The 13,298-nt window shown below is 62.7% G+C and carries 10 protein-coding genes; 1 reads left to right on the top strand and 9 read right to left on the bottom strand.

Features of this window, described 5'->3' with window-relative positions:
* Nucleotides 1-89: 89 nt before the first annotated feature.
* The 8 genes from VNN55_11720 to murA form a co-directional block, all read right to left on the bottom strand.
* Nucleotides 90-1,337, bottom strand: a complete 1,248-nt coding sequence (locus VNN55_11720) for an ABC transporter permease (protein HWO58222.1) — start codon at nucleotides 1,335-1,337, stop codon at nucleotides 90-92.
* A 3-nt stretch (nucleotides 1,338-1,340) separates the two neighbouring features.
* On the bottom strand, nucleotides 1,341-2,561 hold the full coding sequence (locus VNN55_11715) for an ABC transporter permease (GenBank protein HWO58221.1): 1,221 nt from the start codon (nucleotides 2,559-2,561) through the stop codon (nucleotides 1,341-1,343).
* Between the two features lie 14 nt (nucleotides 2,562-2,575).
* Nucleotides 2,576-3,280 carry an ABC transporter ATP-binding protein gene (locus VNN55_11710; protein ID HWO58220.1) on the bottom strand — a complete coding sequence of 235 codons (705 nt, stop codon included), beginning with the start codon at nucleotides 3,278-3,280 and terminating at the stop codon, nucleotides 2,576-2,578.
* Nucleotides 3,281-3,297: 17 nt separating this feature from the next.
* Complete coding sequence (locus VNN55_11705) at nucleotides 3,298-4,629, bottom strand: efflux RND transporter periplasmic adaptor subunit (GenBank protein HWO58219.1); 1,332 nt, start codon at nucleotides 4,627-4,629, stop codon at nucleotides 3,298-3,300.
* Between the two features lie 45 nt (nucleotides 4,630-4,674).
* Nucleotides 4,675-6,006, bottom strand: a complete 1,332-nt coding sequence (locus tag VNN55_11700; GenBank protein HWO58218.1) for a TolC family protein — start codon at nucleotides 6,004-6,006, stop codon at nucleotides 4,675-4,677.
* 44 nt (nucleotides 6,007-6,050) lie between these two features.
* Nucleotides 6,051-6,803, bottom strand: coding sequence for a YIP1 family protein (locus tag VNN55_11695; protein ID HWO58217.1), 753 nt, complete (start codon nucleotides 6,801-6,803; stop codon nucleotides 6,051-6,053).
* A gap of 236 nt (nucleotides 6,804-7,039) precedes the next feature.
* Nucleotides 7,040-10,243: a BamA/TamA family outer membrane protein gene (locus tag VNN55_11690; GenBank protein HWO58216.1), complete on the bottom strand. Its 3,204-nt coding sequence runs from the start codon at nucleotides 10,241-10,243 to the stop codon at nucleotides 7,040-7,042.
* Nucleotides 10,244-10,372: 129 nt separating this feature from the next.
* Nucleotides 10,373-11,638: a UDP-N-acetylglucosamine 1-carboxyvinyltransferase gene (murA, locus tag VNN55_11685; protein HWO58215.1), complete on the bottom strand. Its 1,266-nt coding sequence runs from the start codon at nucleotides 11,636-11,638 to the stop codon at nucleotides 10,373-10,375.
* Nucleotides 11,639-11,758: 120 nt separating this feature from the next.
* On the opposite strand from murA, the gene VNN55_11680 reads away from it, so the two are divergent.
* Nucleotides 11,759-12,508, top strand: coding sequence for a UDP-2,3-diacylglucosamine diphosphatase (locus VNN55_11680; protein ID HWO58214.1), 750 nt, complete (start codon nucleotides 11,759-11,761; stop codon nucleotides 12,506-12,508).
* A gap of 48 nt (nucleotides 12,509-12,556) precedes the next feature.
* Here the strand turns inward: VNN55_11680 and VNN55_11675 are convergent, their stop codons facing one another.
* Nucleotides 12,557-13,246 carry a plastocyanin/azurin family copper-binding protein gene (locus VNN55_11675; protein ID HWO58213.1) on the bottom strand — a complete coding sequence of 230 codons (690 nt, stop codon included), beginning with the start codon at nucleotides 13,244-13,246 and terminating at the stop codon, nucleotides 12,557-12,559.
* Between the last annotated feature and the right edge of the window lie 52 nt (nucleotides 13,247-13,298).

Genomic DNA, 13,298 nt, shown 5'->3' with positions numbered 1-13,298 from the left:
TCAATATTACAGCCCAAAGGCCAATATATTTCAGCGCCCATTCGGACACCATCCAAAACGGGAAACGCCGGACGTCCCCGGCGCAATCCCTATTCGTAGCGGAGACTGACGATCGGGTCGACGCGGGCGGCCCGGTAGGCGGGGTAGATGCCGAAGACCAGCCCCACCATCACGGCCACGGTGAAGGCGATGATGATCCACAAGGGTGAAACCGCCGCCGGCAGCGGCGAAAGGGCATTGACCAGGAAAGCGATCAATATGCCGAACAGGATGCCGATCACCCCGCCCACGCCGGAGAGCGTCATCGCCTCGATCAAAAACTGCCAGACGATGTTGGCGCGTCGCGCCCCCATCGCCTTGCGGATGCCGATCTCCCGCGTGCGCTCCGTCACCGAGACCAGCATGATGTTCATCACCCCGACGCCGCCCACCATCAGGCCGATCGAAGAGATCACCGTCATCGCGATGTAGATGGCCCCGGTGATGCTGCGGTACTGCTCCATGAGCGAGTCCTGCGTGAAGACGGCGAAGTCCTCCGGCTTATCGTAGGGCACCCCGCGGCGCCGGCGCATCAGTTCGGTGATCTGATCGATCGCGGCCGCCATCTGCGTCGGGTCCTTGGCGCGGCAGGCCAGCCAGAGCTCCTTCTCCCAGGGATAGAGCTTGGCGAAGGTCGCGTAGGGAATACGAATGTAGTTGTTGGAGTCTTCACCGAGAAACGATTCGCGCTTGGCCGCCACGCCGATCACGAGATAGCGGTGGTTGTTGAGGAGGATCTCCTTGCCGACCGGGTCCAATCCCGGGAAGAGCGCCTCGGCCACCGAGGAACCAAGCACACAGACCATGCGCCGGAAGTGATTGTCGATGTCGGTGAAGAATCGTCCTTCGGCCATTTCGATATTGTTGACCACGATGTACGAAGGCAGGACGCCGGCCAGATCGGGCCGCAGCGCCTCGTTTTGGCCATAGCGCGCCTTGTTGCCGCCCGGCGCCCAGTAATGATTCTCGGGCGAAACCGCGTCGACGGCCGGGCAATGCTCGAGGATGGCGATGGCGTCCTCGTAGACAATCCCCTTGCGGTTGCGCTCCTCGGAGGAGCGCGGCCCGAATCGGATTCCGGGTTTGAACTTCGAGACGAAGATCACGTTGGAGCCCAGCGACTCAATCTGCCGCGCCATTGAGTTGTTGAGCCCGGTGATGAGCGACACCATGCCGATGACGGAACTGACGCCGATCAGGACGCCGAGGACCGTCAGAAACGCGCGCAATTTGTTGGCCTGAATGGCGGCCAGCGCCATCGCCATCGCCTCGCGCATTTCGAACATGGTGATCTTCATGGCTTATTCGTAGCGCAACGCCTCGATGGGATCGAGCCGCGCCGCCTTCATCGCCGGGTAGACGCCGAAGATCGTGCCGATGCCGCCGGAGACCAGCACGCCGGCGATCACCGACCAGATTTCGATGCCCATCGGCATGCCCGAGAGCCCGGAGAGGACCCAGCCGGCCAGGGCGCCCAGCCCGATGCCGAGCGTGCCGCCGACCACCGACAGCGTCAGCGATTCGGAGAGAAACTGCCACATGATGTTCACCCGCCGCGCGCCGATCGCCTTGCGGATGCCAATCTCGCGCGTGCGCTCGGTCACCGAAACCAGCATGATGTTCATGATCACGATCCCGCCGACCACCAGCGCGATCGAGGAGATGCCGATCATCACCACAAATGCGCCGCGCGAGAAGTTTTCCCACATCGTCATGATGTCGCCGGCGGTGTAGATCTCGAAGTCGTCGTCCTCGCCGTAGTTCAACTTGTGGCGGGCGCGCATAATCATGCGCACTTCGTTTTGCGCGTCGTCCATCGACTCGAAGGAATCGGCCTTGACGAAGACGTCCAGCGAGCGACGTTCACCGAAATGCTTCTGGAAGGTGGACAGCGGGATGATGACGTAGTTGTCCCGGCTCTGGCCGAGAGTCGAGCCGCGGCGCTTGCCGTTGCCGATCACCGTATAGTCGCGGCCGCCCAGGCGGATCGTCTGGCCGATGTGGTTGACGCCGGGAAACAGGTTGTCGATCAGGTCGTAGCCGATGAAGGCGACAGGACGGCGGTGTTCGTTGTCGGATTCGGTCGGGTAGTAGCCGTTTTCGATGTCGAAATCGACGATGTTGGGAAAGTTGGCGGTCGAGCCCATGATCCAGACATCATCGATGTGCCGGTTGCCCGCCTTGGCGGTGCGCGAGGTGATGCTGCGCGCCCCGACCTCGGCGCAATGCGCGCATCCCTGCGCGATGGCCGCCACATCCTGCAACTGGATCCTGCGGCGCCGCGAGCGCTCCCACCACTGGTCCTCGCTGGTGATGATCCCCTCGCGGTCCATCATGAACGTCGTCGCGCCGAGGGTGGAAATCTCGGCGGCGACATACTGGTTCATCCCGGTGATCAGGGAGACGATGGCAATGATGGTGGCGACGCCGATGATGATGCCGATCAGCGTGAGGATGGAGCGCAGCTTGTTGCCCCAGATGGCGGCCAGCGCCAAGCGCGCGCTTTCGAAAAACTGCAACATGGCTCAGCCCGGCGTCAGGCGGCCCGGCGACCCCGTTCCTCTTTCTCCACCTTGCCGTCGCGGATATGGATGATCCGGTTGGCGTAGGCGGCGACATCGTGCTCGTGCGTGACGAGGATGATGGTGTTGCCGGCCCGGTGCAGCCGGTCGAAGAGGCTCATGATCTCCAACCCGGTCTTGGTGTCCAGGTTGCCGGTGGGCTCGTCGGCCAGAATCAGCGACGGGTTGTTGACCAGGGCGCGCGCGATGGCGACACGTTGCCGCTGCCCGCCCGACAACTGATTTGGGCGGTGGGTCATGCGGTCGGCAAGGTCGACCATCTCCAGCGCCCGTTTGGCCATGTCGATGCGCTGCTCGGCGGGTGTGCCGTTGTAGATGAGCGGCAGTTCCACGTTGTGCAGCGCGGTGGCGCGCGGCAGGAGATTGAAGGTCTGGAAGACGAATCCAATCTCCTTGTTGCGGACGTAGGCCAGTTCGTCGTCATTCATCGTCGCGACCTGGCGGCCGTTGAGCTCATACGTGCCACGCGTCGGCGTGTCGAGACAGCCGATTAGGTTCATCAGCGTCGATTTGCCGGAGCCGGAGGGGCCCATGATGGCGAGATACTCGCCGCGGGCCACGTTGACCGACACGCCGCGAAGGGCATGAACCTCTTCCTCGCCGACCACGTAGGTCTTCCATAAATCCTGGGTCACAATCAGATCGCCATGATCCGCCATTGAAGTCTCCGCTGGGATTAAGTCTCGCTGGGACCGCCGCTTTTGCCCTCGGGCTCGATTTCGACCTTGTTGCCGTCTTCCAATTCGCGCAGCGTCCGGAACGGCCCGACAATCACGACGTCTCCCGGCTGCAGTCCGGACACAATCTCGATATTCTGCTGATCGGCGATGCCGGTGGTGACCCGGACAAAGCGGGCGCGGCCGTCGCGCACAACGAAGACACCCTCCAGCGGCTTTTTCTTCTCGTCTGAATCGGCGCCAACGGTGTCGGTCGCGGCGCTGTCGGTGACGGCGGCGGCCAGAGGTGTCGGGCCCGCCGACCCCGTGTCGCCGGCGCCGGCCTTCTGGCCCTTCTTCAGCAGCTCTTCATCGCGCAGGACCACCGCGCCGATTGGGACTTTGATCACGTCCCTCCGCTCGTCGGTGGTGATGTCGCAGGTGGCGGTCATGCCCGGCTTGATGTTGGGCACCGTGTCGGTCACCAGGATCTTGACGAGAAAATTGGTCACCTGGTCCTGGGTTCCCAGGCCGGTGACCTGGGCGGTGTTGCCGATCTGGCTGACCCGCCCGGCGAAGACCGTGTCGGGGAAGGCATCGAGTTCGATTTTGACCGGCTGGTTGAGTTCAACGTTGGCGATGTCGGTCTCGTCGACTTCCACTTCGATTTCGATCACCGACAGGTCGGAAATCACCATGATGACCGATGCCTGGTAGTTGAGCGAGCCCATGACGATTTCACCGACCTCGGTGGGAAGATTGGTGATGTAGCCGTCAATGGGTGATGTGATCTTGGTGTAACTGAGGCTCTCGCGCGCCTGGTCGACGGCGGCGCGGGCCTGTTCGAGCCGCGCCTTGGCCGATTCCAGCGACGCCTGGGCGGTCTGGTGGCGGGTCTCGGCGGCGTCGTATTCCTGCTGTGAGGTCAAGCCTTTTTCGAAGAGCGCCTTGACGCGGTTGTAGGTCAATGCGGCCTCGCGCGCCGCGGCTTCATCGTAGGCGAGATTCGCCTTGGCCGCCTCGTAGCCCGCCGCCGCGGACCGCAGTTGCGCCTCATACGTGCGCGCATCGATCTGCGCCAACAAGTCGCCCTTGGCAACCCGCTGACCTTCCACCACCGGCATGTGCACGATCTCGCCGGAAACGTTGGCGGAGATTTTCACTTCGGTGCGCGGCCGGACTTTGCCGGTCGCGTTGACCAGCGAAACGATCCGGCCCCGCTGTGCTTTGGCCGTCTTGACCTTGAAACTCTTCTCGGAGGAGCGCGTGAAGTTGGCCACAATCAGCAGGATGACCAACAGGGCAATCCCGCCGATGATGAAGAATTTCCTGCGCCCTTTCTTGATCGCCACGATTCACCTGCCGACCGCGGTCCTGCGACTGCGTCCCATTGCCGTTTAGCGACGGCCGATGGCGTTTTCCAGCCGCGCCACGGCCAGATATTGATCATACAACGCATTGACCCGCGCGGTTTGCGCCTCGGTCAACGACGCCTGCGCGTCGAGCAGATCGAGGATGGTCGCCGCGCCGAGATTGTACTTTTCCTGGGCGAGGTTGAAATCCTCCTGCGCCGAGGCCTCGGTCTGCTCGGCCAGTCGGCGGCTCTCGTTGGCCAGCTCCACACCGAGATACGCCTGCTTGACCGCCAGATCGACCGCCGAGGCGGTCTGCTGCTCGCTTTCGCGGGCATACTTGAGTCCGACCTTGGCGTTGGAGATGGCGGTCTTCCAGTGGAACGCGTCAAAAAGCGTAAACCCCAGCGAGGCGTTGACCGACCATGTGCCATAATCGCCGTCGAACTTCAGCAGATCGTCGCGGTTTTGCGGCGTGAAGTTGCGCGAGGCGCTCCATGAGAAGGTCGGAAACAACGTCGACCGGGCGATGCCCATCTCGTTTTTGGCGACGCGGACATTGGCTTTGGCGGCCAGCATGTCCGGCGACTCCTTGCGCGCCATCGCCAGCGCTTCGGCGTAGGTCGGATGCGCCGGGTCTTCCAGAGGCACGTCGGCAATCTCCAGCGCCTCGTCCACCGGCCGATTGAGGATCGAATTCAGGTTGGCCATGTTGGTCTGGACGTCGTTTTTGCGCTGCAGCAGGAGCAACTGGGCGTTGCCGACTTCCACCTTGGCCTTGAGCACTTCCGAGAGCGAAGCCGACCCCAACTCATACTTGCTTTCGATCGTCTTATGAAATTGCTCGGCGCGGCGCACGGCGGCTTCCTGCACGCCGACCAGTTTTTGCGCCTTCAGCAGGTCGAAGTAGGCCTGCTTGACGCCCAACACGAGCGCGTTTTCGGCGCCGCGCAGGTTCTCGGAGGAGACGGCGCGGCTGTGATAGGCCTGCGCCACCCGGTAGACATTGGCGCCGCCGTCAAAGAGCGTCTGCCGCAGATTGAAGTTGGTCGACCACGAGGTCGAGGAACCGCCGGGCGATTCCACAAACTGCCCGGTCGTTGGGTCGAAGATCACCGTCGAGGGGAACTTGTAGTAGCTGTAGTTGTATCCGTGCGACAGCGACGGCAACAGATTGCCCCAGGCGCTCCAGATGCCCTGGCCGGTGCGGTGATACCCTTCGCGGGCCGACGGCAGGCCGTAGGCGGCCGAGCCGTTGGTCGCCAGCGCCCGGTCGATGCACTGCTGGAGCGTCAGCGTTTCCGCCCGCACCGTGGTTGCCGACGCCGTCAGACACACCAGCGCCGCGATGATTGCCTTCCCGAAGTTGCGTCCCATGCACCTCTCCTTCATCGATCACCCTCCGCCCCTGCGGGCGCTTTTCACGTGCCCAGATTGATGCCCAGAGTGGCCAGGCCGCCCTGGATCAGAACCCACACAAACCAGACCGAAAAGACCGCGGTCACCGACTTGGACATCGGCGCCGGACCGAGAATCGAGACGGCCAGCGACGACAGCCAGACTTGCCAGAGACCGAACAACTCAAATGACGACAGCACCTTCTTGATAAACGGGTTGGTGTCCGGCGATGTCAGCACCCCCAGACCCAGCGACACATCCATCGAGCCCTTTGCCGCCACCAACGGCACGACAACCAACGTCCCCAGAATCGTTAGCATCCCGGTCCAGGCGTAGGCGTTGAGCATTGGGAGGAACCGGGCGTTGCCGCCCAGCAGAATGTTGGCGATAAACAGCAGCACCGCCGCGACAAAGAGCAGCGCGATCAACTGAAAGACCGGCGCCAACAGCATGAACAGCGGGTTGTCAAAATTCTCGGCCATCCCATCGATAATTTCCTGCCGCTGTTCGGCGGAGATGCCAGGATTGTTGGCCAACTGCTTTTCCACCTGCTCCATCTGCGTCGCCCTGATGATCGGACGGATGGGATAGTAACCGGCGATCGAGACGGCGCCGATGATGAGCCAGAGGATCACCCACTCATGACCGCCGCCAATCGCGGCAAAAAGCCGGCGCGGATTGACGTAGAGATTCCACAGTTTGGCGAAGAAACTGAGCCGTTCGCGCGATGGCGCCGTCGCAGCGTCCGTGTTGTCGACCGGCAGGTCCTCTGTCATCACCACATCCACCTCCCCGTTACGGAACGAGAGTCGCCCGTCCCGCCTGCGACGTGACATGCGAACAACAGACGTTGAGCGCTTGTGAAAGTTTCATCTTTCCCCGGCCTGGTTCCGCCGTCCCGACCGGCCGCAGCGGCCGCGCGAGCACCCGTCGGAATTCAGAGAGGGCGGAATATACCGCATCCGACGGTTGTTCAGCAAGCCACCCCGGTGGCGGCGTCAGAGCGGGATTCCTAGTAGTCGGCGCCGAGCGAGAAATAGAAGGCGGGCCGGTCGGCCACCGAATCGAGGTCGGTGCGCCAGGCCTGATCGAAGCGCAGAACGACAAATCCCAGGTTGGCCCGCAGGCCATAACCGAAGGACATCTTGATGTCCTTCAGGCGAAAACCGTCCTGCGATGTCGCGCCCTGAAAGCGGTCGCTGTCGGTCCAGGCGGCGCCGATGTCGGTAAACAACGCGCCCCCGACGCGCGAGAGCACTATGGGCAACGGGAAGCGCATCGCCAGATAGTCGACGAACGGGAAACGGAACTCGACATTGGCCATCGCGAACTTGTTGCCGGAAATCGCATAGTAGTCGTAGCCGCGAAACGGCGTGATCACCTGCGAAAAGTAGAGTCCATCGACGTCGTAGACATCCGACCGCGCGATGTCGGAGCCGATCCAGTTGCTGACGCCGCCGAGGTAGAAGCGCTTGGGGTTGTCGCCGCCCGACACGCCCCCGGCAGCGCGCAACCCGAGACTGTAACGGCCGCTGATACGGAGGTACTGCCGCATATCGGCGGTGAACGCCTGGTAGGCCACACCCTCCGAGAGACCCGCCGGGGCCGCCTCGAGCGTCAGTCGGTAACGCCGGCCGCTCATCGGGCCGGTCAGTCCCCAGTTGGCGTTGTCGTGCACCAACGACAGCGCGCCCAGCCCGACGCGATCGGAACGGTCATCGTAGTCGCCGGTCTGCGGGTTGGGATCGAAGTAGCGGCGGTCGATGAAGATCATCATCGCGTCGAACTCCAGGCGGGTAAAGCGCGAGAACGGTCGCGAGGCGATTCCCTGAAAACCATAGGTGCGGTCGGAGAACAACCGGTCGTCGAAATCGAGGTAGTAGTACTTGGAATGGAAGATGCCAAACCCCCAGTCGATGCGCTTGGGGCGGTAGGCGTAGAAGATCTGGATGTTGGACTGATCAATCGTGTTGATCAGGTCGGAGGCGATGAAGATCTGGTGGTCGCCGAGATAGTCGGAGATCACGAAGTAGGACTGCCCGCGCAATCCGAAGAAGGTGTCATAGCCCAGCCCGCCGGTCACCAGATCGGGTGAGAACTTGAGTTTGTATTTGTGCACCTCAAAGCCGGTGTCGGGCACAGCCGCCGCGTCCGACGCGGCGGTGTCGGAGGATGAAAGCACGGGCGCCGGCGCGACAGCGGCCGCGGTGTCCGGCGTTACCGCTTGCGCGCCGGAGTCCGAAGCGGCATTGGAATCGGCCGCCGCGACGGTGTCGACCGGCGGCAGTGGCTGCTTGCGAAACGGGCTTTCGGCGCGCTTGACATAGGAGGTGAACTCCAAGTCCTCCTCGAGGGCCTTGGGCGCGCGCTCCTCCAGTTCGATATCACGCCGTTGCACAAACTGCCCGGAATCGGCGCCGGCCAGCCGCCGCACAAACGCGGTCGGCGCCAGGTGGCCGAGCGAATCGCCGCGCGGACGAATCTCCTTGATCAGAAAGACATCGAAGCCGCCCTTGAAAAACGCGGAGAAGGCGATGTTCTGGCCATCGGGCGACCAACTCGGCGAAAAGCAGCCGGAGAGCGCATCGGTGATCGGATACTGACGCGCGGCGCCCGAATCGACCACATAGAGGTTGTAGATGCCATTGAGATTGGAGACATAGCAGATACGCTCGCCGTCCGGCGCGTACACCGGCATCTTCGACTCGGCGTCATCGTTGGTGATCGGACGCGCCACCCCGGCGTCGAGGTCGGCTTCGAAGATGTTGTAGCGGCCATAGCGGAATGTCCGCGGCTCCTGGGTCTTGCCCAGCAGCAACGGGCGTGTCGAGTCCGACGGACGGTCGCTGGCAAAAACCAGACGATTGCCGTTGGGGGCAAACTCGGGATCCTGCTCATCGAAACGGTCATCGGTCAATTGCGTCACCTGCGCGGTGGCCAAATCGACACGGTACAGATCGTTGGCGTCATGGCGGCAGGCGACCAGCACGACCGATTGGCCGTCGGGCGCATAGGTCGGCGAGCGCAGCGACGTGAAACCCTTCAGACGGATCGTGCGGTCATCCCCCTTGCCATCAACATTGGCCAGGTAGAGCACATCGGCGCCGCCGGACTTGGCGATCAGGGCGAGGGTGGAGCCATTCGGCGAAAAACTCATTCCGGAGAGATAGGAGTGGAGCGACTCGAAGCGATCGGAGGAGCCGCCCTTCAGCACCCGCTGCAACTTCTTGCCGTCGACGACCGAGACGATCTTGACTTCGGTGTAATCGTCGCGCTCGGAAATGAGCGCCAGACGGTCGCCGCGCGGCGAGAAGACCGGCTTGTCGTTGTAGTAGGAGCCGTCCTTCTCGTGGTCGGTCAACTGCGTGGCGAAATCCTTGGGCTCCTCGCGCTGGGAGATTTCCGGCCAGTATTCCTTGCGAAGCCGTTTTTGCCATTCGTCGTTGAATTCACGCTCCCCCATGCCGATGGATTTGCGCAGGACATTGTCCATCGTCATCTCGAAGCGCCCCTTGCTCAGCAACTCGGCGATCTTCGCTTCGCCGTAGCGCTCCGCCAGGTAGAGCACCGCCGACTGTCCCTGCTTGTAAGCCAGATACCCGCCCACGTATTGCAGCGGCATCAGGTAACCGTGCACCGTGGCATCACGGATCACCATGTCCGCGAAGGTGTCCCAGCCATGGCGCGAGGAGTACTCGGCGAACCCTTCGGCAAACCACAGCGGCAGATCGAAGAAGGAGCGGCGGGAGATGATCGAGCCGACCCCTTCGCCGTACATCTTGTCGAAAGTGACCGCATGAGTCAGTTCGTGATGCAGGACGTGCCGGAAATCCTCATACGAGCCGGTGAAGGGCATGACCATGCGGTTCTTAAACGACTCGGTGAATCCGCCCACCCCTTCCGGCAGCAGACTCTCGGTGACATTGGTTTGCTGGAACTCGTTGTGGGACTGGTAGATAATCGTCGGGACACGACGGCGCAACTGGTGGTCCAGCTGCGCGGAAACATCGACGTAGGCCGACTCGAGCACCGCGACGGCAAAGACCGCCAAGTCGTAACCGCCCTCGTAGAAGTAGACATCGAAGTGCTCGGAGGTGATGTAGTTCCAGTGGAAGTTACCGTACTGGACCTTGTTCTGCCCGAACCATTGCGCCTGCGCGTTGGAAGCGGGCCCAAGCAGACAGAGCGCGAGCAACAGGCACCAGACTCTTGTCATCCTGATCTCCGGCATTGTGTCCAGACAGCGGGACCGCGCGACTTGTTAACCCCGGCGGCGCGGCGGAAGCGCTCTGCCCCCTGCTTAGAAACTATATGGGCGGGCGGGAGTTCCAGTGAAAACCACGGGCTATTCGTCTTTGGCGCGTTGGATGTCGGCCCCCAGCCCGGCGAGTTTGACCTCGAGGTGATCGTACCCTCTGTCGATGTGATACACCCGACGGACCTCGGATATTCCCTCGGCGCCGAGGGCGGCCAGGACCACGCCCGCCCCGGCACGGATGTCGGCGGCCATCACCGCCGCGCCATGCAGACGCGGTACGCCCGAAATACGGGCCTCGTCGCCGGAAATCTGAATATCGGCCCCCATCCGGGTCATCTCCATGGCATGGGAAAACCGATTGGGAAAGACTGTATCGGAGACCAGCGAGGCGCCATCGGCCACGGCCAACAATGCCAGGATTGCCGGCTGCAGGTCGGTGGGAAAGCCGGGATAGGGAAAGGCAATGACCCGTGTTGGCCAGAGCTTGGCCGGCCCGGTCACGGTCATGGTCTGCCTGCCGCATGAGATCGTGCAACCCATCTCGCGCAACTTGGCGGTGACCGCCTCCAGGTGCGACGGGGTCACGTCGGTGAGTTCGACTGTGCCGTTGGTGATGCCGGCGGCCATCATGAAGGTGCCGGCTTCGAGGCGGTCGGGAATCGGGCGATGCTCGCAGCCACGCAGCGATTTGACCCCCTCGATCCGGATCGTGGTGGTGCCGGCGCCGGTGATCCGGGCGCCCATCTTGTTGAGGAAATCGGCGACATCTTCGATTTCCGGATCGCAGGCGGCGTTGACCAGCACCGTCTCCCCCGGCAGCATTGCCGCGCCGATCATCAGGTTCTCGGTGCCGGTGTGGGTGGGACGGTCGAAGACAAACGTGGCCGCCTTCATGTTCGCCCCGTCACCATGGACGTAACCGTGGTCTTCGACAAACTTCACACCCAGCGCTTCGAAGCCTTTGATGTGAAGGTCCACCGGACGCGGCCCGAAAGCACAGCCGCCGGGTAGCGACACTTTGGCCTCGCGGAGACGGCCCAGTAGCGCCCCCAGGTAGAGGAACGAGGCGCGCATGCGGCGCATGAGATCGTAGGGGACCTCGTGCCCCGTCACACCGGAGGCGTCGATCGTCAGCGTCTGGGCCTGGGCGTCGTAGACACAGCGCGCGCCGACATGCTCGCAGACGGCAATCGCGGTGCGGATGTCGACCAGATCGGGAATGTGGGTTAAGACCGTCTTGCCGGATTCGGCCAGCAGGGCCGCGCAGATGATCGGCAGAGTGGAGTTCTTCGAGCTGTCAATCCGGACCGTGCCGGAGAGTTTCCGTCCACCCTTGATGACGAATTTGTCCAATATCCCCTCGCTGCGCGGCGGAACCATCCGCCGGCGCCGTCAAGTATCACCCGCCGTCAACCCCTGTCAAGCCATACTCCGCCGCGGCGTGGATCCGTCCTTGGGTCATTGGCGGCCGGGATGTATCATGTCCCCGCAATGTCCGATGACCGCCCCGTGCTCTTCTTCTCCGACGCCCACTTCGGGGCCCACGCCCCGACGCAGGAACAGGAGAAGATTCGTCGCTTCACCGGCTTTCTACACCATGCGCGCGCAATCGGCGCGGAGGTTTTCTTCCTCGGTGATCTTTTTGATTTCTGGTTTGAATACAAGCACTGGATTCCGCACCACCCGGTCGAGGTGACCGCCGCCATCCGCGAACTGACCGCCGCCGGATGCCCTTTTCACCTGGTCATCGGCAATCATGACTGCTGGGCGCGGGATTTCTTCCCCCGCCAACTGGGGACGGAACTGCACCGCGGCGACCTGACCATCAACCGGCAGGGACTGCGGCTGTACATCTCCCACGGCGACGGCAAGGCGCCGTCCGACCGTGGGTATCGGGCGCTGAAAAAGGTCCTGCGGTCGCCGGTGTCGATCTGGCTTTACCGCCACATCCCCGCCGACTGGGCCTTCCGGCTGGCCAATTACTCCTCGGGACGCTCCCGCGACCTGACCGGCAAGCGGCCGCCGAAGTTCCTGGAGGAGTATGACCGCGTCGCCGCCGACTTGCTCAAGGCCGGCTTCGACGCCGTCATCATGGGGCATGTCCATCAGGGATGGGTGCGCCGGATCGGCAACGGCTGGTGGGTCAATACCGGCGAGTGGTACGAAAACTTCGATTACGTCATCCTCGAAAACGGCGTCTTCCGCGCCGAACGCTGGACATGACGAAGGGCGGCCCGCCGGGCCGCGCTCGTGTCCAGAATCCGTCAGCGACTAATCCAGCGCTTCGACTTCGACCGTCCTGGACGTGCGCGGCACAACATTGATCGTGCCGGTCATCCCCATGGCGAAGTGCAATTGGCAGAAGTAAGGGATGGTCCCCAAGTCATTGAAGGTGGCAGTGATCACGCTGCCGGTGTTGACGGTCTCATCGAAACGGTCGCCGGCGTTGGGATCGGTGGGGCCTGCGCCGGAGGTGATCGTGTGCGAGCCATTGACCGTCCAACGCACCTGATCGCCCGGGTTGATGGTCACCACCGCGGGATTGAATGTCACACCCGAAACAAAAACATCGACAATCCTCGGTTCGGCCGCTTCGACGGTCACCGTGCCGACCATTCCGTTGGCCTCATGCGGAATGCAGTAGTAGTCAAATGTCCCCGTGGCGTTGAAGACATGCCGGAACTCATCCCCTTCCGGCAAGCTGGCGTTGAACAACTGGCCGGAGTTGGGGTCCTGGGCGCCGGTGCCGGAGGTCACGGTGTGATCGCCGCTGGTGGCGACCCAGCGGATCGTGTCCCCGACCACGATGGTGATTTCGGCCGGATCGAACCGCGGCCCGGAGGCGCCGCCGTTGCCGGACTTGTCATCGCCGCAGCCAAAAGCCACGATCAGCGCGGCGAACAGCGGGACCGCAAGAGACGATACCGACGGGCGAACCGTAATACGGGACAATACGGACATAAAACCTCCTCTTCCATCACAATACCGGCGGCGGTAGAAGGAGGTTCCGACC

The organism is bacterium, assembly GCA_035559435.1.
Classification (GTDB): domain Bacteria; phylum Zixibacteria; class MSB-5A5; order WJJR01; family WJJR01; genus JACQFV01.
Note: the sequence above shows the minus strand (reverse complement) of the source record. Positions and strands in the feature narration are given on the sequence as shown.

What these genes read in the sequence shown, in the direction of transcription:
- VNN55_11690 (HWO58216.1), bottom strand. Translation starts at nt 10,243, where the DNA reads ATGACAAGAGTCTGGTGCCTGTTGCTCGCGCTCTGTCTGCTTGGGCCC.
- VNN55_11710 (HWO58220.1), bottom strand. Translation starts at nt 3,280, where the DNA reads ATGGCGGATCATGGCGATCTGATTGTGACCCAGGATTTATGGAAGACC.
- VNN55_11680 (HWO58214.1), top strand. Translation starts at nt 11,759, where the DNA reads ATGTATCATGTCCCCGCAATGTCCGATGACCGCCCCGTGCTCTTCTTC.
- VNN55_11700 (HWO58218.1), bottom strand. Translation starts at nt 6,006, where the DNA reads ATGGGACGCAACTTCGGGAAGGCAATCATCGCGGCGCTGGTGTGTCTG.
- VNN55_11675 (HWO58213.1), bottom strand. Translation starts at nt 13,246, where the DNA reads ATGTCCGTATTGTCCCGTATTACGGTTCGCCCGTCGGTATCGTCTCTT.
- VNN55_11695 (HWO58217.1), bottom strand. Translation starts at nt 6,803, where the DNA reads ATGACAGAGGACCTGCCGGTCGACAACACGGACGCTGCGACGGCGCCA.
- VNN55_11720 (HWO58222.1), bottom strand. Translation starts at nt 1,337, where the DNA reads ATGAAGATCACCATGTTCGAAATGCGCGAGGCGATGGCGATGGCGCTG.
- VNN55_11715 (HWO58221.1), bottom strand. Translation starts at nt 2,561, where the DNA reads ATGTTGCAGTTTTTCGAAAGCGCGCGCTTGGCGCTGGCCGCCATCTGG.